This window comes from Bradyrhizobium sp. SUTN9-2 (genome assembly GCF_003122645.1).
In the GTDB taxonomy this organism is placed as follows: Bacteria; Pseudomonadota; Alphaproteobacteria; order Rhizobiales; family Xanthobacteraceae; genus Bradyrhizobium; species Bradyrhizobium yuanmingense.
Window position 1 is genome coordinate 2,394,779 of the sequence record NZ_LAXE01000001.1, and the last position, 24,805, is coordinate 2,419,583.

General features: G+C 57.9%; 16 protein-coding genes and 2 pseudogenes. 10 read left to right on the forward strand and 8 right to left on the reverse strand.

Annotation, left to right across the window (positions count from 1 at the left end):
* Nucleotides 1-58: 58 nt before the first annotated feature.
* Nucleotides 59-403 carry a hypothetical protein gene (locus XF30_RS11100; RefSeq protein WP_109142699.1) on the reverse strand — a complete coding sequence of 115 codons (345 nt, stop codon included), beginning with the start codon at nucleotides 401-403 and terminating at the stop codon, nucleotides 59-61.
* Nucleotides 403-1,495: pseudogene (locus XF30_RS11105) on the reverse strand (IS5 family transposase). The gene XF30_RS11100 and the pseudogene XF30_RS11105 overlap by 1 nt, the downstream one beginning before the upstream one ends.
* 513 nt (nucleotides 1,496-2,008) lie before the next feature.
* Here XF30_RS11105 and XF30_RS11110 point away from each other — a divergent pair.
* The 7 genes and pseudogenes from XF30_RS11110 to rplC form a co-directional block, all read left to right on the forward strand.
* The gene (locus XF30_RS11110) at nucleotides 2,009-4,831 is read left to right on the forward strand and encodes a S8 family serine peptidase (RefSeq protein WP_109142700.1); all 2,823 of its coding nucleotides are present in this window, start codon (nucleotides 2,009-2,011) and stop codon (nucleotides 4,829-4,831) included.
* A 1-nt stretch (nucleotide 4,832) separates the two neighbouring features.
* Nucleotides 4,833-6,866 carry a trypsin-like serine peptidase gene (locus tag XF30_RS11115; RefSeq protein WP_109142701.1) on the forward strand — a complete coding sequence of 678 codons (2,034 nt, stop codon included), beginning with the start codon at nucleotides 4,833-4,835 and terminating at the stop codon, nucleotides 6,864-6,866.
* Entirely contained in the window at nucleotides 6,863-10,078 is a 3,216-nt protein-coding gene (locus tag XF30_RS11120; protein WP_109142702.1) for an ATP-binding protein, read from the forward strand. Before XF30_RS11115 ends, XF30_RS11120 begins: the two co-directional genes overlap by 4 nt.
* On the forward strand, nucleotides 10,078-11,022 hold the full coding sequence (locus XF30_RS11125) for a DNA/RNA non-specific endonuclease (protein WP_109142703.1): 945 nt from the start codon (nucleotides 10,078-10,080) through the stop codon (nucleotides 11,020-11,022). The genes XF30_RS11120 and XF30_RS11125 overlap by 1 nt, the downstream gene beginning before the upstream one ends.
* Nucleotides 11,023-11,403: 381 nt before the next feature.
* Entirely contained in the window at nucleotides 11,404-12,318 is a 915-nt protein-coding gene (locus tag XF30_RS11130) for a hypothetical protein (protein ID WP_146207677.1), read from the forward strand.
* Complete coding sequence (locus tag XF30_RS11135; protein ID WP_109142705.1) at nucleotides 12,318-13,490, forward strand: hypothetical protein; 1,173 nt, start codon at nucleotides 12,318-12,320, stop codon at nucleotides 13,488-13,490. Before XF30_RS11130 ends, XF30_RS11135 begins: the two co-directional genes overlap by 1 nt.
* A pseudogene (gene rplC, locus XF30_RS39175) lies at nucleotides 13,487-14,153 on the forward strand (50S ribosomal protein L3); the annotation flags it as partial. The gene XF30_RS11135 and the pseudogene rplC, both read left to right, overlap by 4 nt.
* Nucleotides 14,154-15,183: 1,030 nt before the next feature.
* On the opposite strand, the gene XF30_RS11145 reads toward rplC, so the two are convergent.
* Complete coding sequence (locus XF30_RS11145) at nucleotides 15,184-15,393, reverse strand: hypothetical protein (protein ID WP_192893105.1); 210 nt, start codon at nucleotides 15,391-15,393, stop codon at nucleotides 15,184-15,186.
* Between the two features lie 265 nt (nucleotides 15,394-15,658).
* On the opposite strand from XF30_RS11145, the gene XF30_RS11150 reads away from it, so the two are divergent.
* Complete coding sequence (locus tag XF30_RS11150; RefSeq protein WP_146207678.1) at nucleotides 15,659-16,033, forward strand: transposase; 375 nt, start codon at nucleotides 15,659-15,661, stop codon at nucleotides 16,031-16,033.
* Between the two features lie 60 nt (nucleotides 16,034-16,093).
* Here the strand turns inward: XF30_RS11150 and XF30_RS11155 are convergent, their stop codons facing one another.
* From XF30_RS11155 to XF30_RS11165, 3 genes are read right to left on the reverse strand one after another with little or no spacing between them, the layout of a single operon-like run.
* On the reverse strand, nucleotides 16,094-17,089 hold the full coding sequence (locus XF30_RS11155) for a tyrosine-type recombinase/integrase (RefSeq protein ID WP_109142707.1): 996 nt from the start codon (nucleotides 17,087-17,089) through the stop codon (nucleotides 16,094-16,096).
* Nucleotides 17,079-18,023 carry a tyrosine-type recombinase/integrase gene (locus XF30_RS11160; RefSeq protein WP_109142708.1) on the reverse strand — a complete coding sequence of 315 codons (945 nt, stop codon included), beginning with the start codon at nucleotides 18,021-18,023 and terminating at the stop codon, nucleotides 17,079-17,081. Before XF30_RS11160 ends, XF30_RS11155 begins: the two co-directional genes overlap by 11 nt.
* Nucleotides 18,020-19,243 carry a tyrosine-type recombinase/integrase gene (locus XF30_RS11165; protein WP_109142709.1) on the reverse strand — a complete coding sequence of 408 codons (1,224 nt, stop codon included), beginning with the start codon at nucleotides 19,241-19,243 and terminating at the stop codon, nucleotides 18,020-18,022. Before XF30_RS11165 ends, XF30_RS11160 begins: the two co-directional genes overlap by 4 nt.
* 2,034 nt (nucleotides 19,244-21,277) lie before the next feature.
* On the opposite strand from XF30_RS11165, the gene XF30_RS11180 reads away from it, so the two are divergent.
* Complete coding sequence (locus tag XF30_RS11180; protein ID WP_244608913.1) at nucleotides 21,278-22,252, forward strand: hypothetical protein; 975 nt, start codon at nucleotides 21,278-21,280, stop codon at nucleotides 22,250-22,252.
* Between the two features lie 884 nt (nucleotides 22,253-23,136).
* Nucleotides 23,137-23,394 (forward strand): hypothetical protein, encoded by a 258-nt coding sequence (locus XF30_RS11185; RefSeq protein WP_109142710.1) that lies wholly within the window; start codon nucleotides 23,137-23,139, stop codon nucleotides 23,392-23,394.
* A gap of 187 nt (nucleotides 23,395-23,581) precedes the next feature.
* On the opposite strand, the gene XF30_RS11190 is transcribed toward XF30_RS11185, so the two are convergent.
* Together XF30_RS11190 and XF30_RS11195 are read right to left on the reverse strand one after the other, a co-directional pair.
* A complete protein-coding gene (locus tag XF30_RS11190; protein WP_109142711.1) occupies nucleotides 23,582-23,812 on the reverse strand; it encodes a hypothetical protein in 231 nt (76 codons plus the stop codon).
* 346 nt (nucleotides 23,813-24,158) lie between these two features.
* Nucleotides 24,159-24,805: class I adenylate-forming enzyme family protein (locus XF30_RS11195; protein ID WP_146207790.1), on the reverse strand; the 647-nt coding region annotated here is incomplete at its 5' end.

A 24,805-nucleotide genomic window follows, 5' to 3' on the forward strand; every position in this document is an offset into this window, starting at 1 on the left:
CGGCATTCTTCACGCTGGCACATCGTGAATAAGACGGGCTAGCAGGCTGTTGAAGAACTCAGCCGCGTTCGCAAACGAAAGCTGAATCGTCGCCATTATGGATGTAGAAATGGCCGACGAGCCTGCCGGCAGTGCCGATCATAACCCATCCGCGACCGCAGACGGGGTCATTCTCGTCGTGCCCTTCCCATGAGAACTCCGCGCAGGCCGAACCATCTCGCGCGCCGTAGCGGACGTCGAGGAAGCCCTTCAGCGCACCGAAGGCAATTTCACCGTCGGACTTGCCCTCGAAGGCGAGATGCGCCTCACCGACAAGATCGAGGAAGTCGCTGTCCCAGGTGTCCATTTCGACGATGCGCCAGCGGCCGGCAAAAGCCTTGGCGAAGCCGGGTATCTTGGCCATCAGCTGGCCTCCGCTATGAGCTTGGGCAGCCGCACCAGATTGTAGGCGGCGGCAGCGAAGGTAAAAGCCCATGCGACGCGATCACGGCCACGGAAGCTGGTCTTCTCTTGCCCTGCGACTGTCTTGATCCAGCCGAATGCCTCCTCGATGCGCTTGCGGATGCGCTGGCTGACGGCATAGCCGGCGTGCCGGGTCGTTCGCCCGTCGATCGCCGAGCTGCGGCCGCTGGTGTTCTGGGCAACATGCGGCGTCACATTCATCGAGCGCAGCTCGTTGACGAAGTCTTCGGCGTCGTAGGCTTTGTCGGCGCCAAGCGTGATCGCCGTCGGCCGGTCGGCACGAGGTTCGATCATGTGCAGCGCGGCCACCCGTTCGGCATGCCCGTCGGCCTGCGTCAGGCAGGCGTCGACCAGCAGGCCGTGGCGGTTCTCCATCAGACCATGCGCGATGAAGCACAGCTTCGTCTCCTTGCCTTTACCCTTGCGGTAGAGCCTGGCATCGGGATCGGTCGTCGAAGCAATGGGTGTCGTTCGAGCGTTTCTGGCCATGGAAGTCCGCTTCGGCATTGCGCCCGACGCCTTGCACCGGCGGCTCGCCAGAGCCGTCCTTCGGCTTCACGCTCTTCATCGAGGCCCAGGCCTCGACCAGCGTGCCATCGACCGAGAAGTGATCGCTCGACAGCAGCTTCTTCACCTTGGGCTGCGCGAGCACCGCCGCCAGGAACTTGGCCGCGATGTCGCCTTCCAGCAACCGGTCGCGGTTCTTTGAGAACACCGAATGGTCCCAGGCTGCGTGGTCGACGCCAATTCCGACGAACCAGCGGAACAACAGGTCATATTCCAGCCGCTCCATCAAAAGCCGCTCCGAGCGGATCGAATAAAACGCCTGCAACAGCATCGCCCGCAGCAGCTTCTCCGGCGGGATCGACGGCCGCCCAATCGGCGAATAAAGCGCGGCAAACTCGCGCTCCAGCGTCGACAGCGCCTCGTTCACGATCGTCCGGATCGCTCGCAGCGGATGATCACGCCGCACCCGGGCCTCGAGATCAACGTAGCTGAACAGCTCGCCCGTTCGATTGTCCCCGCCGCGCACGCCCCATCTCCGAATCTCGTCGGAGCCATTGAATCACGGTCGCCGGTCGGCGGCGAGCGCCTTTTTCAACAGCCTGCTAGGCGCAACGCTTCCAGAGCCAAGCCGTCTCGGTACTTCGGCGAACGATCCTCCAGTCGGGAAGTGCGCGGGGCAGAGGCTTGCCGTCATCCAGCACGCCGACGTCGCTATCACTTGCCTCAGCGCCTGTTGAAGCGGCCCTCCTTAATTTCACCGGGCCAAGCGTGCCTGCACCGTCGCCATGCTCGCGCTCCTACGATGCGGTGCAAACACCAATGTATCAAGGAGGGGCCGCTTCGTCCGTTTCGTACCAAACAACCGCAACCCCGAGGTGAAAATAATCGTCGGCTTGGTTCATAGACGATGGACATTCGATTGATTTTACGCTTCAATTGCGGGTTGCGGGGGCAGGCAATTACCTGTCCCGAATCGTGTTTTTTACGGCTGATTTTAAGCCGGTATTCACGCCGGACCGAATGATTGTTGAGGTGTCAAATGGCAGAAGATGCGAGCATCTCCATCGCGGGGACCGTTCTCCAAGAAATTGCAAGGCAGGCACATGGTACGGTCGATGGCTTGCCGATGGACATCATCCGTTTTGTGCTGGAGTGCACCAGTGCTGCGGACCCAGCTAGGGTGCGAGAGCAACTGTTACCTCTGATCGGGGCGGACACGTTCGATCTGCGTCCTTTGGACCAGCAGCTGCCGAATTTCCTCGTGCTTCAGTTTCCCGGCGTACCGCGCACCATCGCGCCACCCAGGCTTTTTGCTGCGGCCGATCTTCTTTGCGACAAACTGGGCTTGGTATCCTGTGTGCCTGACATCGGATCAACCCTATACGCTGAACCCGACGCACGTTTGCTTCGCGATGGTGCGCCCGAATCGGCAATTACCGACGCATTCTGCTGGTCAAATGCGGCGGCACCTGGGGATATGCACTGGGCTACCAACGCGATCAAGGCGAACCTGGCCTGGTCCTTGGAGAACGGCAAGGGTGACGGCATTCTCGTAGCTCAACCCGATACGGGCATTGCTGCTCATCCTGAGTTGGAGCCGGGTATGTTCGACCTTGAGCGAGCCGCGAACGTGCTCGAGGGGGGCAACAGCCCGAACGATCCGCTGCGCGCTGGCACTGCTAATCCGGGCCACGGTACGGCGACCTCCAGCGTGGTGGCAAGCCGAGAAGCAGGGAAGATCGTCGGCGCAGCTCCGTTGGCTAAGGTCATTCCCATCAGGTGTATCGAGGACGTCAAGATCTTCGATGGTGCCCCGGTAGCCCGCGCGATCTTGCACGCCGTATCGGTCAACGCCGACGTTATCTCCATGAGCCTCGGTGGGATCTACAGCCCTTCAATCGCCGCAGCGCTAAAAAAGGCGGTCGCGGCCGGTTGCATCGTGGTGGTTGCGTCCGGAAATTGCGTGGGCTTCGTGGTCTATCCTGCCTCCGACGGTAATTCCATCGCACTTGCGGGCGTGAATGCCGGCGATGCTCCATGGAAGGGCACAAGCCGCGGGCCAGCCGTCGACGTTTCTGCTCCCGCAGAGAATGTGTTCGTCGCGCGTCGTACCCCCGAAGACAGCGGAACCGGTGTCGTTGCCGGTGGCCAAGGCACCTCCTTTGCCACGGCTCTGACCGCCGGTGTAGCAGCAATTTGGCTGTCCCACTTTGGCCGCGATCAAGTCCACGCGGAAGCCAAGCGCCGCAATATCAGCGTGCAGGAGCTGTTTCGCTCGGCGCTGCGTCGGACTGCTCGCAAGCCTGCCGGTTGGAATGCCAATCTGTACGGTGCGGGGATCGTGGATGCGCAAGAACTTCTTCAGCTGCCTCTCGCCAATATCCCGGCTCCCTCCGCGGCCCTTGAAGCCGCGGTATCACCGGGTCTGTCGGAAGAAGATCGTGACACGGCATTGGTGTTCGAACTTGCTGCGTCCAGAGCCAGCCTCGAAGGATTTGATTGGGCAAGATATGGTGCGGAAGCGAGCTTCCTTGCTGCCGATGAGCGCCGGCGATCCGAACCGACAAAAGCGGGTCTCGTCGAGTCGCGCATACGGCCGAAACCGACGCCGGGACTGAGCGCCACCGCGCCGCCGGTTCTACAACGGGTCCTGAAGCGATTAAGTCATGCTCCCGAGCTGGTTGCCCCGCTCGATCGGCAACCAGTGGCCAAAAGCACGTTTCGGATGCTTTTGCCCCAGCCTGCTATCATCCGCGCCGCAGGCGCTCCGGAATCTCCATTACGGGGCAGGAGCGTTCAAGACATTCAGGATGGGCTCGACCGCGCCATCAGAAAGATCGATGAGCGCCCCGAGGCGACCCCCGAAGGTAAGGCGCAACGACGCGACCTGTTCGATCGAAGTGAAAAACTGCTCAAGAAGGCTCACGAGCACGGCGGACGCAACCTCTCCGGCATCGAGCGCGCAGATGTGGAGGCACTCGTCCGATTGACGGGACGTCCCGCCCTGAAGATTACCGATGGAAAGCTGGACCCGGCCGCGTTGGCCGCAACCGAATGGGAAAGCACCTTCAAGGTGAGCCCCTCCTGGCTCGAGGCGCTTTCGGAAAAGGTCGGTCGCATCGATCTGGACGGCGAGCATGTCGGTACGGGCTTTGTCGTCGCCGACGGCCTGATCATGACAAACCGTCACGTGGCGGAAGCGATCGCAGACGAGATCCGGGGCAAAGCGCCGTCCTGCTGGATTGTACAAGATAATGCGACCATCAATTTCGATGACAAGGGCCTCGGGTCGGCAAAAAGATTTCGGATTAAATCATTGGTGTTCGCCGGGGGAGATACGATAGGTCGCGAGGTGAACTTCTCGCATCTCGACATGGCATTGTTCGAGGTTGAGACAAGCAACGGGACTACGAACTTGCCTTCCAAGATTGGTCAAGTTGCCGATAGGCAGGTCGGCGAGACCAAGGCCGACCTGATCGTCGTCGGTTATCCAGCACGGCCGGATATTTCAGCGCTCGAAGATCCTAACACCCACGAGGTCCGCGACGATATCGCCAAACGGCTGGGGGAGATCTTCGGGCTGGACTACGGGCGAAAATACATGGCGCCGGGGCAGATTGAAGATATCACCGGCAGCTTAGACGACGATCGATCGCGACGCTGGGTGTTCTCGCACGACTCGACCACTCTAGCAGGCTGTTCGGGCTCGTGCGTTTCTCAAATCATCGACTTTTTCCCAATTCTTGGCCTGCACTTTGCTGGACGAAACCTGACGGCAAACTACGCCCATTCGCTTGCCGCCGTCCGTGCCTCAGGGCAGGTGCCGGCCGCAATCGCCGAACGATTGGGGTGGACCGACTAAAATGCCTATTGCCGGCGAAAACATTCTCAGTCCGTCGAAGCTGGCCCAACAGGTCACGGCATCGCGAGATGTCTTCAGGAAGTGCTACGACGAGTTCGCGGCGAGCTATCCCAATGCCCGGCGCTTTTTGACGATCACGGCTTTGCGCCAGAAAGATGCGCCTCTCCCGGTCGGCCCCGACCTGCATCGGGCGGATTTCCAAGCCGCCTTGGAGGAAGCGCAACACAACGGGTTCCTAGCGTCGTTTGTCAAAGCCTATTCCGGCCGGCTGTTCACGTCATCGGCGACAGAAGTTGAAGCCTCGGATCTGTTGGATGATGAAGACGGTGAGGAAACTTACCGCGCCACTCTCCAAAAGATCCTCGACGATTTCACCCCGATGACCGACGCAGGGACAATCCGCGAGGGAATGCCGAGGCTGGCCAGGAACACTTGCAAGATCGTCGTCAAGCTTACGAACGGGTCGTTTGAAACGGGCACGGGCCTTTTAATTGGGCCAAGACTGGTACTGACATGCTGGCACGTCATTAGTTCCCTCGTAACCTTCGAAGCTGGCCTGGATGGCCCCGAAGGCGCGCCCGATTGGCCTGGCGTTCCTATTCGGGAATTTTCCTCGCGCCTTTCGATCGAGTTCGATTTTGTCGCCAGAGCTAACCAAATCGAGAAGAAATGGACGTGCGGGGTAACGGAAGATTGGCTTGTGGCGGGCAGCCGGCTCAGCGCAGATCCGTCGGACAGCCTGGACAAGTGGCAGCCCAAGCAACTCGACACTTTCTTTGATTTTGCTGTGATCGAGTTGAACAAGCCGGCGGGATTTGACCGACTTTACTACAACCTCGTGAATGAGCCTCCTCGTGAAGCCAAGGGAAAGATGATCGTCTCGCATCACCCGGGCAACTATACGATGCGGTTTTCGCCCGGCGAATTTAGATCAAACAGCGCTGTCAGAAAGTTCAAGGACATCGCCGCCAACGGCGATCGAGTCTTGCATTCGGCGAACACGATTCACGGATCTTCGGGCGGAGCTTGTCTCACATACGACATGAAACCCGCGGCTCTGCACCAGTTCGTCTATGAAGTGCAGCAAAAAACTCAAGGCACGATGAAGCCTTATGCGACGAACGTGGCCATTCCCCTCACCAAAATCCTGCAAAAGGCGCAAGGGGCAATCAGGTCCCGCATGGGGAGCTTGAGCGCCCCGCGGTGCACTCTGACGAGCGGAAAAGCTCTTATCGGCCGTTATAGTTTGCAGGAAGCAATTGCATCAGCCCAGACGCCGGGCGGACCAAAGATTCTCGTTGTACAAATCCACTATGGCACAGATCGGCAACCTCTCAGGCAAATAGGAAAGTCGTTCTCGTACGAGATTCTTGACGACGCCCTCGCGCCTGCTTTGCATCGGCTCATTCCCATCAACGCCTCAGACATCCCGGACAATGCCTATTCGACCGCGCAACTGCTCTTGGACAAAGTCACAGACAAGCTCTCAAGCAAATTGACTTCGCCCGGACAGATGGCAGGCGCTGGAGAATCGACCGAGATCAACGATACCATTGCGGTACTGGCTCGAGATGTCGCAAATCTGATGGAGGCTGGCGCAACGAGGCAGACGCTTTGGATTGCTGTCAACGAAATGGATAAGCATCCATTGAGCGATACCTCGACGAGGGTGTTCTTTGAAAAGCTCTACCCGGAGATAGCCGCGCGACAGAAGCTCCGCTTGGTCCTGATTGGAATGTCGGATCCGGACATGCCAGCACTGAAGAACGTCAACTCGAAATCAATCGATCCCCTCAAGGATCACCTCAATATCGAAGACGTCATCGCTTGGGTTCGCAACCGGTTGTGTTCCGACCCGGATCGCATGCTGCTGAGCCTTGGCCGTATCGCCACGATGCTCGCTGACCGCGAGATGCTCGACGATCGGGAGGTGATCGCTCAGCGGGAGAGACAGGCTCGACAGATGGCGGTGAGCAGGAGCGCTGCCATCGCCAAGATCGTCAACGACCTCTTCATACCCTCGACCACGCTATGACCGCTAGAAACGACCACCGACTGCGAGAGAAAATCGACGAGGTGTTGGCTCGTGCCGCACTTATTGGTGTTTTCGATCCGATCGATCTGCTGGCATCGGCCGAGACTGGCGACATGAACGAGCGCATTCTCGACGAGATTGCAAACGATGTTCAAGAGGTGGTGCTCGAAAACAAGCTATATTGGAAGCTAACCGCAAGAGCGCGGCACGAGGCGTTGGGCCAAGCGATCAAGCGGGCTGATTTTGAACGCCTTCTCCAGGAAGCAAAACCTCATCCGGAGGAACGTTTCGCACGCTACCTCGTCGAACTCCTGAAGGACAATGAGGAATTGCTGGAAGACCAGGGTCTTTCGAGGCCCGAACTCCAAGACCTCGCCGTGGCTCAGGATTTCGTTCATCGGGCACGCAACAGGCCTTCGCCCAGCGGCAAGGCGGACCCAAGATGGAAGCTCGCCAGGATGGATGACGAGCAAAGACTGCTTCACGTTGCCCCCACCTTGGTAGGGCGGACCCGTGAGCTTGGAATGCTTCAAGCCTACGTCGCCAACGGAGACGTCGACACCTCGATTAGATTAGAGAATATCAATGCTGATCCAAAGAAGCTGGATTGGTTGAGACCGCTTCTTCTTACTGGAATCGGCGGCAGCGGAAAATCTGCTCTGGTTGCCGAGCTGGTGAAAACGGTGCGGAAGGCGGATTGGAGCGGTCCAATAACCGTTCTCCTCGACTTTGACCGGCCAAACCTGGCGCTGGGAGCGGAGAAAGAATGGACGGCCGAGCTCACGCGTCAGATTGGACGAGCGCGTACCGAACTTGATGGAGACATGGACGAACTCAGACGCGAGGCGCTTCGCGTCGCCGCCGAAACGAGCAGCGACCTCAAGTCCGCGGATATATTGCTCGAGCGGCTCGGTGATGCCTTGGGCCGTCAGCCGGAACGCCACGATCTCTTGATCGTTGTCGACACGTTTGAAGAGGTGATCGTGTCCTCCGAAATGGGACAGGCTGATGCGGATCTCGAGCGTGAGCCGTTCGGCTTGATCTTGTCGTGGATAGACCGTTTGATCGACCTTCAGGCTGAGGACGGTTCGAAGGCGTTCAAGACCGTCAGAGCTGTGGTCGCAGGCCGTGTCCAGCCGTTTGTGAGCGAGCGCTCGCGTCTGCCGGCATGGTTCTGCGGGCATCTTGAACTCGGACCTTTCGCGCGGGATGAAGTCGGCGACTTTTTGCGACTGAAGGGTCCATCGGAGGTATTTACTTCTGATCGGATCGATCTGATCTCACAATCCGCCATCGAGTGGTACCCGCTTTTTCTGATCGTCCTTATCAAATTCGCCGCGCAGAAAAGCCCTCACGAGGTTGATGAGATTATTCGTGATGTAAGCGGCTCGTCCTTGTACGGCACCGTCGAGGCGATGAGGGTCCTGTACTCAAGGTTCTTGGATAGAATCAAGGACCACAGACTATCCAAGGATCCCAGCGACACCAGGATTATACCGAAGGAGGATATTCGCAAGCTTGCCCACCCGGGGCTCGCGCTTAGGACAGTGACCGCTGAACTTATACGCGATGTGCTTGCCGAGCCCTGCGGGCTTGGAGAGATCGATATGGAACGTGCCATGGAACTCCTTCGTGCTCTGTCGAAGGAAGCCTGGTTGGTCGATACATACGGTCCGAACGAGGTGCGACATGTCACAAACCTGCGCCGACTTATGCTGCCCATGCTTTGCGGCACGACGCGGACCCCAGACGGAGAGCAAACGGATCTGCAGGATCGGGTGCGGTCTGTGCAGGAGAGAGCAGCCGATTGGTACGAAGAGCCGCATCGGGCGAAGGATCCGGACCCAGCCGCGATGGCCGCCTATTATAAGGCCTTCTACGGAGACGTGTCAGCTATCGCCGCAGATGAAACGCTGGCACGTAAAGTGCTCCACATCGGACGGGAGGATATTCATGCGATGCCTCCGGCCGCACGCGCCATTCTATTGAAGGACGAGCGTTCCCTGACTTTGGAGGAAAGGGCCGCACTACCGGAAGTCCAGCAAAGAGATGTGGAGGTCCGCAACCTGAGAAAGCGGTCCAAATCGGGCGTCATACGAGCCTCCTCGTCACCAGGCCTCTCTGAACTGGGTCAGACGGATGGCTCCGGCTCCGGCAGCGGGGATGCGGCCCTGGCGGGTCCCCGCTCGATGCGCCCGTACACGACGCTCGAAGATATATTCGATGATTCCGATTTGGCTGCTCGTGTCGAACTTGCATTCAAGTCAGCCGACTTCATGGAGGTGATCAGGCTTGCGGGTCCCTCCATGCAGCTCCTGTCAAAGCAGATGATCGGCACCCTGCCGTCTTCGATGTTTCAGCGGCTCACTATTCATTGGACGTGGAAATGGGCTTGCGCTCAACTCGCGGTGGGAGGCGGAAGGGCACTCGTGGAGCGATGGCTGCTGCACGATTTGGAAGCGCGTCCAGGGTGGGTTGATTACGTTCCCTTGGTCGCGATCGGTCGCGTAGCGGCAGGAGACGCTTCCTTCTCGCAGTCTATAAGGCATCGTCCATGGCTTAGGTCGGGAGACGCTCTCGATCTTGACGGAATGCGGATGACTGCGCTGGCTCTGGCTACGACTGAGATTGATCCTGCCCTTCCGATGTCTCTCAGTCAGGTGTTTAGCGAACAGGGTTGGACGTCGGCGCAGGGATCCGGTCCGCTGGTGCTTCCGGAAGAAGCAAGGATCCAGATGCTGGTTCTGAAGAATGGCGACAAGCACCGTTATCTCTCGCTTAGCGAAATATACAATTCAAATTTGCAGGTTCGTCCACGGCACGCAGTACGTCGCCTGGACGAACTGCGAGTTTTCGTTCGTGGCCGCACACCGGAACTCTATGATCCAATACGCGCAGCGCTTATCGACGTCGTGCGATTCGATCCGGACCCGCTCGGGGAGCAGATTGAGATGCTAGCTCGCCAATGTCGGATCTGGCCTCTGGATCTGCGTCCAGAGAGGCTGCTCACTGAACTGCAAAAGTCCCGTCAAGCGGACTTCCTTTTGCTTCGCCTGATCGAATATGTCGATGTCTGCGGTCTTCTCAACGACTTCGTCGGAAACTTAAGTAGTCTGAACCTGGAGAGGGTCCGGGCAACGGCGGAGTTGATTGCGAAATACGATTTACTTCTGCTCAATGGCAGTGCAACGCCGACTAAAGGGGAAAAGTGATGAAGGTGGATTTGACGGTACGTCCTTTGCTGTCCGACTTGGAGTTCGTGGCGCCTCACTCGGCAGATGCAGGTCTGGAAGCAGCTGAACTGGAAGCTGCGCGCAGGGTCCGACGGTCTCCTGCCGCGCGCTTCGAGGGGCGAACTGGGTACAACACTGATTTTCTCGGTTTCTCGATCCCGCTTCCGGATCCTACGAGGTTCAAAAAGGACGTGCTCGAGATCGAAGGTAGTACAGAAAATCGATTGGATTACGAGCACTTCTCGGTGGTGATGTCAAAGTCACGTCGGATGCCAATGTTTGTCGGCGTCAACATTGATGGTGAAGCAGCTGTGAAGGTGGTCCGCAACCCGCCAGACAAATGGTTCTACGACGGCCGCATTCCAGACGAAGCGCAGATCGGGGAAGATCTGTACGCGGACAATATCCTTGATCGAGGTCACCTGGTCCGAAGAGAAGATCCCAATTGGGGAGAAACTGCTGAAACTGCAAACGATGACACGTTTCATTTTACGAATTGCACGCCCCAAGCATCGCATTTCAACCAACGGACCTGGCTGAGCCTTGAGGACTACATACTCAAGAATGCGAAAGTCCAGGAAGCTAAGGTGAACGTGTTCAGCGGTCCCATCTTCCGCGACAATGACCGTCTCTATAGAGGAGTGAAGATACCAGTTGCGTACTGGAAGGTGATCTCGTTCGTGTCCAATACGGGAAGGCCTTCCTCGACCGCCTATACGATTGATCAGGTTCAGGAACTGAAGGAGCTGGAGGCCGTGTTCGGAGCCTTCAAGACCTATCAGCGCAGTGTACGATCGGTTGAGAAGATGACGGGCCTATCCTTCGGACAACTGCGTGATTTCGACGGTTTCTCCAACGAGGAGCAACGGACCAGGACCTCGATCGTCGCAGAAGTCCGCGATGCGTCGGATATGCGTGTCTAACCAATGTGTTCGGCTGCAAATCAATTTTGTTGTGGATTGCACGGAAGTCCGCCTCTATCTGTGCCGTCCATGCGAGACTCGGACCGACGAATCGCAACTTCGCCGGGAGATGGCCAAGTGCAGTTGAGCTTGCCGTTCAATGCAAGACTCCCCGAACCGGCGTCGTATGTCTGGCTCCTTGCATGCAACCCTCGCTTTGAGGAGACCGTCGCTGCGCGTTTGCGATCGCGAACCCACGCAGTCGTAGACGGACGTGACGGACGGCCCGTCGTTCTCCCCCTGGACGTGATACTTCTTCACCGCTCGGATGGCTCCTTTTCGGCGTTTGGGCCGGTCGGGGTCGAGGGCGACTCTGTCTCCGAGTCCATTCGGCGCCTGATCTTGATCAACCGGAACGTTGTTGCTCGCGAGCCCACCCGTGATGTGATCGGTCTGTTCTTGGGCGACGGCGGGATAAGCAGTTGGACACCACCGACGGTAAGTACGCCGCTGGAACGCGCATTGGCAACGCTCCGTCACCGCTCGACTCGCGATCTTCCCGAAATCCGCGAACAGAGATGTCGGACGATTCTGGATCTGTTGCCAGGTGATGCAGATCCTCTGCTGACGGCGCTGGTGGAGCTCGAACTCATCGACGCACGATCGATGGCGGCTGTCGAAACGCATAGGCAAGAATATTGGGAATGGACGGATCGCTTCGCGCGGCTGGGAACAACCCGCATGGCACGGCGACCGTATAAGGCGCTGCTCCAAGGCGAGAGGAGCTTGGATCTCTTCGGCGATGTGACCAAGGAGCACCTTCCATGGTATCGCGCTGGCTATCGCGCGGTACCCATGCTTGCCCAACGTCTGACGGTGCTCGAGCTGATGGATGGATCTGTTCGCAACGGCAATCATCGTGACGAAGTGCCGATACCGCGGATACCAGACGCGCAACTTTGCGCCTGGATCAGGGGAGTGCCATCCAACAAGCTGCAGCCCACCGTCAGCACCAAAGCGTTGGACACCTCGATGGTCGATTTCGAAGTACGGGCTGTCCTCGACTCGGAATTGGCGGTTTGTCTCGGCATTTCGGGCAAGGCTGGGATCAAGGATGGAATTTGCGAACTGCGGGCTTACAGTTCATCCGGCGAAGTCGTCCCCTCGCGCCTGGAGTGCGCAGTCGGCGAACCCGGTTACTTTCATGTCGCAGCCCGTCGTCCTGGCAATGGAGCCGTCGACATTGAGTTCCATTTCTCCACTGGCACCCCGCTGGTAGTCAGAACCTCTCTCTCAAGATCTCACATAGCGGCATAATGAAGATATCTCGTCTACACCACCGGGGCGGGCGGCCGGTCTGCATTCGTAACTCGATCATCGATGGCGATCTGATCACGACTCTCATTTTTGAAGGAAAAGACGATGTAGATTTCTACGCCAATGCTGCCCCCGATGAGATCAGAAGGCTTTCCAACGACATCCTCGATTTCGTCGGGAGCAGCACCTTTGAGCCCACGAAATTCGATACCCTGTCTGATGCTGACAAGGCAAAACATTTGGGGGAAGTCGCGAAGAAAGGATACGAACTCTTCGAAGCGCTCATCGCGCCAGATGACAAGGACGAATTCATCAATCTCCTTCGGCAGGAAGCAAAGCGAGACGGCGCGGTCAGCGTGCGGTGCACGGCTGTACGCGTTCCATGGGAGTTCGCCTATATCGAGCCCCTCGCGAATCCGATAAATCCACTTGGATTCTTGGGGCAGATATATTTGTTACCAAGGATCACGCCACCGCGGTTGCCGTCAACAGGCGACGGCAGCTATTTTCGCGCTGGCGCAACCGACAAGACGCCGACGAATGCCCGGAAGATCGAGCTCGGTGTCATCTACGACGACTGGAGAGACGCGAAGTCAAACCGCGATATTTCTTCAGCTTGGTTCTCGTCCCAACCACACCTGAGTATACGTTCCCTTCCTCAACTGACTGCGGCCACGTCCTATCGGGATCGGATGTTTGATCTGTTACGCGCTTTCCTGTTCCTCCCGGTCGACAGTTTTCTGTTCAGCTGTGGATTATGGCGAACCCCGCGGCCGAACCATTCGATAGACATCCGGATCTGGGAGCGTTTCGAGTCGCGTTTCAAGGACACTTCGAGTTTAAAGCTGCGGGGCCATGATCGCTTGCTGGTGTTTCTCGATGTCGATTACGCAGCTTACCATGCCGTGTCGCGGGCGAAGAGTTTGGCCGAACGGATGCACCATAACGGCGCTGCGGTCGTGATCGCACCGATCGGAAGGGTTGATGCCTTACTTTCGGAACAGCTATCGGACCACTTCTACCGGAGCATCATGAAGGGGAACGATATTGGTCCTTCGCTTCTTCATGCCCGCAGATACGTGCTGCAGCAGAAATCTAACCCCACGGCGCTGTTTTGGACGGCGTTTGGCGATGTCTGGACTGATGTATCGGCGCAGGGAGCGTCAGCGTGAGAACCGGTGTCCTGGCCCAGAAAGAGGGCATGTCCCACGTTTACGACGACGACGGCAAGAGGCTGCCGGTAACTGTCCTTCGGGTCCCGAACTGTCAGGTTCTTGGCCACCGTACCCTCGAAAGGCACGGCTACTTGGCCTTGGAGGTAGGAGCGGGGAGCCGCAAGATTGCGCGGATGCCCAAAGCCGAGCGTGGCAAGTTTGCCGTTGCGCAGGTGGAGCCGAAGAGGCGGTGCGCCGAATTCCGCGTGACCGAGAACGGCTTCATCCCGGTCGGGGCCGAAATTACCGTTGATCATTTTGCCGTAGGCCAATTCGTGGACGTCACTGGCACCACAAAAGGCAAGGGCTTCGCGGGAGGCATGAAGCGGCACAAGTTCGCCGGGTTGCGTGCCACTCACGGGGTGTCGATTTCCCATCGGTCGATCGGCTCCACAGGCGGACGCCAAAGACCCGGGAAAGACATGGAAAAACAAGAAGATGCCTGGTCACATGGGAGGTGATCGGGTCACTGCGCAGAACCTTCGCATTGTGGAAATCGACACGCTTCACGGCGTTATAAAGGTGTGCGGCGCGGTTCCTGGCCCAAACGATGCTTGGATTCAGGTCCGCGACGCGGTCAAAAAGCCATTACCGAAGGAAATTCCCATTCCGGGACGGTTCATCGAACCAAATCTAAACCACAGCGTGCTGTCCTCTGATACACTGGGCGAAGCGGAGAACGATCTGTTGCGTGCGTTTGTCGATCTGGAGGAGGGAGACGTGTCCACCCGGCTCGCCGCAGTCCGGATGATGCTGGCGCGCGCGAGCGACGCCCGTTGGCAATCCTCCGAGAAGCGCAGGACCTGGAAGCGGGTTCGTGCCATCGAGAAGGCGTTGGTCGACGCTCTTTTTGACGACGCGCCGGATGTTCGATGGGCTGCGGCATACGCGATCGCCACGCTAAAGGACAAGGACCATAAGCTCAATCAGTCGCGCATTCCCGATTACGGCAACGGCAAGAATGATGAACCTCGCGTGCGGCGCATACTGGAGGCGTATTTCCAGGAGGCTGAGGTCGACTTGCTTACCGGACTATCGATCGATGTGGCCCAGCGGAGCAAGAACGCAATAAAGCTGAAGCTCGAGGCGCAGATAACGCGTCAGTTGCCGGTCGTTCTCGATGGCAAGCACATTCTAACCGGATCGGACGATTCCCTGAAAGTTGGAAACATTGTCACCGTCACGATCAGCGACGCAATAGGCAGCCTGCACAAGACTATAAGAACCAAGGTCGAAAAAGCAGAGGGCGTCACCGCAATCGCTCTGATCGAAGTGCCGCCGGCCAAAGACAACGAAATCTACGTTGACTTTAGGATAGGCGGCCGCTCTCTCGACACCCTGAGCGCGACTCTTGAGAGCATCATGGAACGTCACGGAATTCCGTTGCATCCATCCCGATGAGATTGAGATCAGCCGGACTTTGCTTTGGCAGAGAATTTGCCGTGACATGTCTCACTCTTGCTCAAAGTCCAGCTACCTAGAACGCTCCGTCGCGGCCACCGTCATGTGAGTCAAAGAAACCCTGAACGGTTTGGCTCCAGACTTCGGATAACATCGAAACGCACAACTGCTGAAATTCCAGCCTAACGAATAAAGTTCGTAGGTGGCCGGAGCAGCAAAGGCGATCGATGCACTGGGACGAGTTATTGGGTCAGGTGCTGGCCAGCTCAGGCATTTCGAACTTCTTCGCCATGGCGAGCGTCTCCGCCCAGGCGTGACCGGGGATGCGTTTTACGAACTCGTTAAAGACCGTAACGAACGCGGCTCGCTCGGCTTCGGCATCAAAATCCTCGGCGTCGTCCGCGGCAAGTAGCGGGCGCACATCTGCCAGAAACGATGGATCTTCTAGCTTCGCCCACATGCGTTCCTCTGCCTCAGCGCGAGAAATGGCTTGGCTGGAAGCACCTAGATATTTGCCAAACTGCCGATTCCGAGGTCATCGCGCGCACCGTACCGAGTTGATGGCGCGCGGGGTTCCGAAATGATCGCGCGCAACGTTCCGAGCATTGTCCGCGCAGCATTCCGACTTGATCGCGCGCAGTTTCGGATGGTGTGGAGCCTGATCGTTGGCCATTTCTCCGGCTGGAAGCAGCTTGGAGAATTGGATGCCGACGAGGAGGGTTATCATGCGCCAGGTGCGCGAGATTGTGAGATTGGGCCTTGAGGCTGGGCTCTCGACGCGCGTGGTTGGCGAGCGTGTTGGCGTCGAGCCGACGACGGTACGTGACAAGCTGAAGCGGTTTGCACGCGCGGGTCTGGCATGGCCAGTCCCGGAAGCCATAAGCGACGCCGAGCTGGAGCAACTGCTGTACGGGGTGCCGGGCGTGAAGCCGGGGCGCCGCAAGGTGGCCGAGCCTGACTGGTCCGTTATTGCCCGCGAGCTCAAGCGCAAGCACGTGACCTTGCAGGTGCTGTGGGACGAGTACATTGCAGAGCATCCGGACGGGTACCGGTACAGCCGTTATGTTGCGGCCAGATTTATGTTGTCGCTGCTAGAGTGAGCCAAGGATTTCGCCGACTTCCTCGGCTCGCTCCGCAACATAAGAGTGTGACCTTTCGGCCTACAGCGACTTTAGGAATGCCATCAACGACGGGAGAGAGGGTTGCCGAGGCGGCGGCCTCAGGCTGCTGATATCGACGCTGGCTAACGCCTCTGCTTTCATCTCCAGGTCGACTTCAGCATAGATGTGCGTAGTGTCTAATGACACGTGGCCCAGCCAAGCACGGATCGTGTTGATGTCGACGCCGGCGCGCAGCAGGTGCACGGCCGTTGTGTGCCGAACCGTATGCGGGCTCACGCGCTTCGTCGCCAACGTCGGCACCGTTTCGCCTACCATAGCGGCATATTGCGTCACGAGACGGTGTATTCCGAAGCGCGTCAAAGGATGGTTCGTCCGCCCGAGAAAGACCGCTTCACTTTTGTTCCGGTCGGCCACAAGACGAGTCAACGAAGTTGCCGTCGTTGACCACAATGGACAGATTCTGACTTTGTTTCCCTTGCCGTGAAGTCGCACTGACGGGGACGCACCCAGTTGGAGATTGCCGACGGTCAATTTTGCTGCCTCATCGGCGCGAGCACCGCTGTTGTATAGGAAAAGCAGCAGAACATGGTCGCGCATCCCAAGACTCGTGCGTCTGTCAGGTTGGTTTAGCAACACGTCCATCTCGTCCTTTTCGAGGTATCCGATCGCGGTCTTGGCCGTCTTCTTGAACGGCACCGCCCGTATCTCGGAACACCAGGCCAGGTGGACCGGCGAACGCGTCCCGATAAACCGCGCCAGTGAATGGATGGTCGCCAGCCGTTGGTTGCGGGTAACCTCGCTGCACTGGCGATCGCGCTCCAGATGGTGCAGGAACTTGCGGACGACTTCCGGCGTCAGCTCTTCCACTGTCATGCGATCGATGGCGCGTCCTCCCTGCTTGCTGGCAAACGGCAATAACAATGTCAGCGTGTCTCGGTAGCTGGCTTGAGTGTTGCGGGAAAGATTGCGTTCGGCGACCAGATGTTCCAGCAAGAACCGCCGGATCCACGGACCAAGCAGGCTCTTATCCTTCATGGTCAACCTCCATCGCGTACAGAGCAAAGCGCTCGCTGGCTGCCTGGAGGAGATCCGGCGTCATCTGCAAATAGCGCTGGGTTGAACGGATATCGATGTGGCCAAGGTAGGTTGCGAGTTGCGGAAGCAGTCGCTGCACCTCCTGGCCGGAGCGATACCATGCGATCACCCGGTGCACGGCGGCTGTGTGGCGAATATCGTGCAGCCGTGGAGGTCGAGGCTCGCCGACAGGGCAACTGATTCCGGCGGCTCGGCGGACATGCTGAAACCAGGAGATGACCCGCACATAGTGCCACGGTCGACCGCCGCGCGTAGTGAATAATGGAGATTCTTGCCCACGCGGCAGAGGGAGCCGGCGACGGCGCTCGACGTACTCGACCAATTCCTGGTTGAGCTTTGGTCCGATTGGCACGAGGCGCGTTTTGAAGAACTTCGTGTCACGGACGGTGATGACCTGATCAATCAGATTCACGTCTTGCAAGACTAAACGAAGCGCCTCACCAATGCGTATGCCGCTTCCGTACAGCAACAAGAGGAGCGTACGGTACATAGCTGGCACGTGAGGGCGATGCCCAACCTTCAGGATCGAGGTCGCGTCCAACAGGCGGCGCAGTTCTTCCGTGGAGTAAACATAGGGCGTTTGTTGCGGCGGCAGCTTTGGAGACGTTGTCGGCAGTGGGGAGGATACCGCGTACCCGCGACTGATGGCGAATCGATAAAAGCCGCTCAAAACCCTATATCGGAGCATCCAGGTGGCACTGAGCGATCCTTTGCCTTGGAGAAACTCGGCTACTGCCTCTGGGGTGACTTCGCCGATATCTCGATGGCCCATCGTTCGGCAGAACCTGCGGAGCAGAACCTCAGCCGACTCGAAACGCGCCCCCAGTGAGCGCTGCTTGGCGAGATAGGCGTCGACAACATGGGTCAGCATCATTGGAGGCCTCCCAGGTCAAACGCTCCGACCTCGCGAAGCGCCTGCATGTTCACCTTGGCGTAGATGCTGGTTGACGCCGCGCTGCGATGTCCCAAATGGTCCCCGATCTCCTTTATCGACAGACCTTCGGCAAGAAGCCGGGAGGCGCAGGCGTGGCGCAACGCATGCCCACCGCGGTGGGCCGCGTCGATTCCAAGTGCAACAAATCTGCGGTTAGCGACATCATAGATGCTCCCTGCCTTCAACGGTCGACGGGGCGCGTGCATGCACAGGAACACTTCCGGGCACGATGATAGTGGCCGCACCGTGTCGATGTAGCGGGCGATCGCCTCAGCTGCAGAGGGGAGCAGCGGGTAGATCTGCGGCTGCCGGCGCTTCAGGCGGAAAAGCCGTAGCCTCCCACCGGCCCAGTCGATCTGATCGAGGCGCAATGCCGCCACTTCGCCGCTGCGCATCCCGTAGACCGCAAGCAACAGCAGGATCGCACGGTCACGAATGTCCCGGGGGTTGTCAGTCTCGGCGTCGGCCAACATGCGCTGCACGTCGCACCAATCTGGGGCATACGGCAGCGACTCCTGACGATAGAGCCGCGGCCGGCAAATCGAGACCGCTAAGCGGTTCGTACACATGCTCCGCTGTGCCGCGTAGCGCAGAAATCCCCGCAAGGCAGAGGCTGTGTTGGCCACCGAAACGCGGGACCATCGTCCCGTCGCCTGGGCGACGAAATAGGCATCAACGTCTTCAGGCTGAAGATCCCTGAGTTGCCGGTTGGTTTTATCGCACCAGCGCAGGAACCTGCCGATAATCCGGCTCCATTGCTCCACCGTCGATAACGAGAATCCGCGCTCATTGCGCATCCATGTCACATACTGGTCGAGTTGGCTCTGATACTGAAACACGACGGTTGGTTCACGCCACCAACCGAGAAATCGAAGCCAAGGCCGTCCGATGTCGACCACTCTTCGTGCTGCGGTGGCAGCCCCCGTCAGGCGCAGACGCTCGGTCGCGATCCGTTGGAGTGCCTCGATATCGATGCCCTGCGAAGCATCTGGACCGAGACGCGCGGCAATCCGCAACAGCTCGTTGCGCTTGATCTTGAGAGAAGCTGCGGTCGCGCCGGCCTCTGCACAGTGGCGAAGGTACCGGTACCGCTCGTCGGTGAATGGCGCGTCATCACGGTGGGGCACGGTCAAGGGGATGGAATAAATCGTCTGATCCATAGCGAGCCTCCATTGGACAAATGGTTCGCTACCCAGACGTCGGATTATGTTGCGTGAACAACGCTCCCAGTGTTCAGTCTCCCCGCAATTATAGCTCCTTGCACAACATAAATCCGGCCGCAACATAACGCGAGGTATGTTCACGATTACATATCTCGCGTTTCTGTGACTTGTTCCGCAATTGGGAAGGCCGGCTGCCGCTGGTGATGCGCCAGCACCACGGCGGGGGCGAGAAACTGTTTGTCGACTATGCCGGCGACACGGTGCCAGTGGTTGGAGGGACGACGACGTAAAAGCCGTGTCGTGGGTTGAGAAGCTGTCCTTTCTTCTGCAGGCGTTTGGCGGCGGCCAGGAAGCCTCGGGAAGTTACCCCAAGTTCGGCGATCGCTTCGTCACGCGTAAAGGAGATCCGTCCACCGGCGAGCAGACCCGTTAGATACGAAGCGAGAGTTCGGCGACTTCGAAGCATCATGTATAAATACACCCAAAAAGTAGGTATTTTTCAACACAAAGCTATGCTAGCGGATCCATAGAAAGTGGTGTTTTTCATACATGGGACTGTACTGATTCCGGTGCCCTCACAGTCGCTCCTTCGCAGACAAGCCGTGCCGGACACCGGGAGACCGCAATGAGCGCATTGTAACGGGGGACTTCGTTATAATGGGCGCTCGGATATGAGTGAGAAAATATTCGTAGATTCGGAAACGATTTAGAATGCCACTTTCGCTAAAGCCCTCCACTACTGCCGAATGCAATTTTTCCGAGTGGTCGATTAACAACAAAAGCCGTGCCAAGCTGATTGAAGTTATCGCCTACTTGTATTTGCGACAGGAGGAAAACGCTCAGCGCGTGATCAGTGCCTTGGAGCCGCGACGACGGGCTTCGAAGGGCAAGGTGGTACAGAATGTCGGTACGGAAACTGACCGCTCCTCATCCGGAAGACCTAGAGCTGCGTCGGTCGGGCGCCGACGCAGAGAAGGAAGCCGCGGAGAAAGCGGATCAGAACATCCATTATTCATCGCGACGGCCTCCTGTTCCAACATATCTCGTGGGTCGCCGCGAGAATGGCTCTTCCGAATAGCTATATGACTGCTCCCTATGTGCGGCAGGCAGATAAGGGCTTTGACGGTTTTATCGTCGAGCTGGATCGGAATGGACGCAGATCAAGCGAATTGTGCTTTGTGAGGACAAGGCTTCGAAATCACCGCGTAATCTAAAAAGTTCCAGCGTATGGCCTGAGATCGGGACTATTCTTAGCGGTGATCGCGACGATGAGATCCTCGCCGACCTCGTAACCCTGCTCAAGAGCGTCCCAAACATCGATCCGGAGACGGCTATTGACGACGTGTTCTGGGAGGGCGCGCGCGAATTCAGGGTTGCCGTGGCGACAGGCACGACCAACGCAAAGCAGGGAACTTTCTGCACATCATTGCAGGCTTTGAAGTCGTGGCCGGTGGCTCGCTCGCATCGCGGACGGCCGGCTTGCTGCCCTTCGACGACGTGCGCAGTGGGTTAGCCCTCCTCGCAGGCGAGGTGGCGGCGAAAGTCGAGGAGATCGCCGGTGTTTGACCCAAGTTCCCGCGTTCTTCTACGCCAAGCACCGGACCTGCCTGGTCCGGACCCGGAAATATTGGACGAACTACTTACGGCCGCGCACATAGAGCTGGCCACAGTCCGCCTTCTGGGGACATCCGCGGTTGCAAGCGATGTGATCGACCGGGTGAGGCGCCTTGCCTCGACCTTCGAGGCCTATGTCGCACTCAATCTTCGACCAGAACAGACACGTGCCGCGGCTTTCGTCGCAGCGAGTGCTCATCAGATATTGAGCCGTGTTCGCGAATCCCCGCACGGATCTGCGTCCTCACGAGATACTCAATGCGCTAGGAAGGGCCGGGCGCGCGGCATACGCAGCAACCGGGCTGGCAATCGTCATACCTGCACAGCCGATTAGAGTAGAGAGAGCGAACCTCGCTCTACCAGCCGGAGGGATCTTGAAGACGGTCTTTTCCGAGCAGGATGCCTGTGAGGAGATTTATGATTCCATCGAGTTTGCTGCTCGATCAGATTGAAGTATCCGCGGATTCCGATCCGAAAATGCAGTCGATTATCCGGCGCTTGTCGGCTGTCACAGCAGCGGGCGAGAGCGGCTTTGACGATATTGTCCGTCGCTCTCTGGGGTACTTCCGGCTGAAAGAAGCCGATGCTCAAGGAGCGGATAGATGGCTCAAACGCTGCCGCACCGCGCTCAAGGCTGCCGAGGAGCAGCTGGAAGTTCCTCCCGTTCTCGATTGGCAGCGGGAAATCGCTGTCCGGAACGGTATTCCTCCGAGACTCATCGAGCGGCTGGGGCAGGCGCTTGATCAAGCGCCGATTGATAAGACCGCAACCGAAGACTGGATCACATGGTTGCTCGATGTCGTGGCTGAACACCCTTTGGATTTGACGATCTTTGTTCGGGAGGCGGCCCTCGAGTCGGTCTTTGGCCGAGCCTACACAAATACGACAGCGCCCAAAGCCACTGCCAAGCGGATACTGCATGCGCTTCAAACGTTGGTCTCGATGTGGTGTGGAGGACGCACGCTTGTTGACATTGAGACTCGGCTCCTCACCTTCGTACGGAAGCACGAGGGAGAGGTTAAACAACAAGCAAATCAATCGTCCACGGCGCAGCGTGCACGCCGCTTCGCCATACGCATTGCCCCTGATTTCGGCTTCCTCTGTGGCGTTCTTGGACAGGTCGTCGCCCACAAGGCTGCGGAAGGGGAAGGGACCGTGCTTCCGATCATCGACATGCTGCCCCAAATGGTGAGAGCCGGCGACTACGATCGCCATCATGCCGCCTTGAGACAAATTACAACCGCCGCTTCGCGCGTTGAAACCTTTGAGGCAAGTCTCGCGTTACGCGGGCACTTCAAGGCTGGACCATCCGCAGAAATGGACGTTGTAAGAAATGAAGTCACGGCCGCGATGCTGCTTCAGTCGTCTACGGGCTTGAACGACGAGGAATAACCAACTCGCCAAGACGGTGGACCGAATATGAGGTTGTCGCGCTCCTTACGTCTGCCCAGCTGGCACTTCGCAGCTCGAGTCCCCTTTCGCGAGCTTTATTCAGCACAGCCTTGGCCTCGTCGAGCGTCCGCTCTCTGCTTGCTCTGTTTTCAAGCCAACTCCAACATCTCGACGTGTGGTAGGTGCCGAACCTGCCGCCAAAGAAATTGTGCAATGGGACACGGATGGGGACGATATCTCAATTCTTTCAGCCTCCGCTCTACTGGCAGCAATTCGAAGAACTAGCGGTCGGAATGCTTCGAGAGGTCTATGATGTTCCAAGCGCCCAAAGATACGGCCGACCGGGGCAGGCTCAGCATGGAGTCGACGTGTATGGAAAATCACGTCATGGCATGATTGGCATTCAATGTAAGCGTCTGTCTGATCTGGACGAGCGCGGCAACCCATACCCGGTGGGCCAATTGACCGTAGTTTTCTACAGACTGCGGCTAGGGAGGCGCTTTCCTTCAAACCTGATTTGGATATCTGGATCCTCGCAACGACTGCGCGCCGCGACACCGCGTTCAGCGATTTGTTGATGATCTCAACGGGGAGTGGGAAGTGAACAGGTTAGCTCGTAGAGCCGTTGTGTGGTCTTGAGACGAGTGCATTTCGTATCTTAACAGTTTCCCGGAGTTGCAGCGCTGGTACTATCGGGATGTAATTCAACTTCGCGGAGCCGACGATCTTGATGAAGTGATCCTCCGCACCATCGCCATGGCCTTCGAAGGCCGGCCTTCGAGGTCCCGCTACATTGCGAGACGCCAGACGAATTCTTCCAAGCTCTAAAGGATACCCAACAGGCGCTTCGCACCGGCGAGCTTGTTGATCGGGAAAGTCGGCATGTGATCCGCAAGGCCGTCGGTGGATACAGGGAAGTGCAGAATAAGGAACTTCGCGACCGGTTGGGCGGCTTAAATGTCCAACTCAGACAGCTTCACTCTCGTCTGGAGCAAGGTTTAAAGGACGGCATCATCCGGCGCGTCAACAACTTCCTCGATTTTGTGGATCCCTCGCTCGCTCGTTCCCTGGAGGATATCAGGGACAAATGCAGGCGCGATCTGAACGAACTGCTTCAGGAAGCCAATATCGCGACGATCTAACGGAAAGGGCGATTACTTTCGATTCGGCTAGGTCTATCGGCGGTCTGTCAGTGCATTCTGTCATCGGACCTGCGGCAACTGATCCTGGCAAAAGCCGTCTTCGTTTGAAATTGGCTCTAACGCAATCTGAAGTGTTGACAGGAAATTGCAGTTGTGTATTTTAATGAGCCTTAAAGTCGCTGGAAGATTAGTCGGATTTTTGATTCCGCGGCACGCTGACGATCGTGTCGCCCAGCAGCGTCAGCGTCCAGCGTTTGCGATCGGCAAGCCGCTTGACGCATACCGTTGCCATCAGCAGCGCCTCCTCCTTTCCGGTCAGCTTGCACTCTTCGCCCTGATGCGGCTCCGTTCTCAAGACCCGCGCCAGATTGCTTTCCACGCGCTTCGTCCGGCTGATGGTGGAAAGGCTGACATTCACCGCTCTGGGCAATCTCTTTGTCGCGGCAGCTCCTATCGGCCGACAGCTAAATTTGCACCCGTTTGAGCTTGCGCGCAGCGTGCTTGCCGCCGCCGAGCAGCGCCGTCAGTTCGTCGCAGCTCGGCTTGGCTCAATTTGGATCCGATAACGTACATTCATGCGTTGCCCCTTGTCGGAGGCCGGGACGGAGTCAAAAATCAGGCGCGCGCTTAACCGGGAAGTAGGGTCACTACCTAGCTCTTGTCCATACCCATTCATACATGTTCGGACAACCGCCGCCGGAGCCGACATTCAGCGCCATCTCCCCGTGTGGGTATCAAAACGACAAAATGACTGTGATGAACCATCAGGGGCGCGATCTCGCTTGAATTGCTCTCAGGATGTAATGCTCGACCTTACCCAAAGCCGTTCGGGGCAAATCTTCCGTGAAGATAATCTCATCCGGTACTTTGAAGCGGGCGAGTTGCGACTGCAGATGCGCCACCAGCGCTTGTTGTTCAACCTGGGTCCCCGAACGGCGAATCACATAAGCGATCGGAACCTCGCCCCACTTCGGGTGTGGCCGACCGACGACGGCGCATTCCGCGATATCTGGGTGCTGCAGGATTACGCGCTCCACCTCCGCCGGGTAAATGTTCTCTCCGCCGGAAATGATCAGATTTCGTTTTCGATCAAGAATCCAAAAATATCCGTCGGCATCGCAACGTCCGATGTCGCCCGTACGATACCACCCGTCGCGCAGCGCCTCACGTGTTGCTTGTTCATTGCCCCAGTATTCGTAGAACACATTGGGTCCTCGCACCGTGATCTCGCCCGCAGTCCCTGCCGGCAATCTGTCGCCAGCATCGTTGATGATTGCAGCCTCGCAGCATAGGCCGGGCATACCGGTCGATCCCTCACGGGCAAGATCGCCACCGAGCTTTGTATAGATCGCAATGGGGCAAGTTTCCGTGGATCCATAAACCTGCAATGCCGAGACCCCACGCGCTGTAA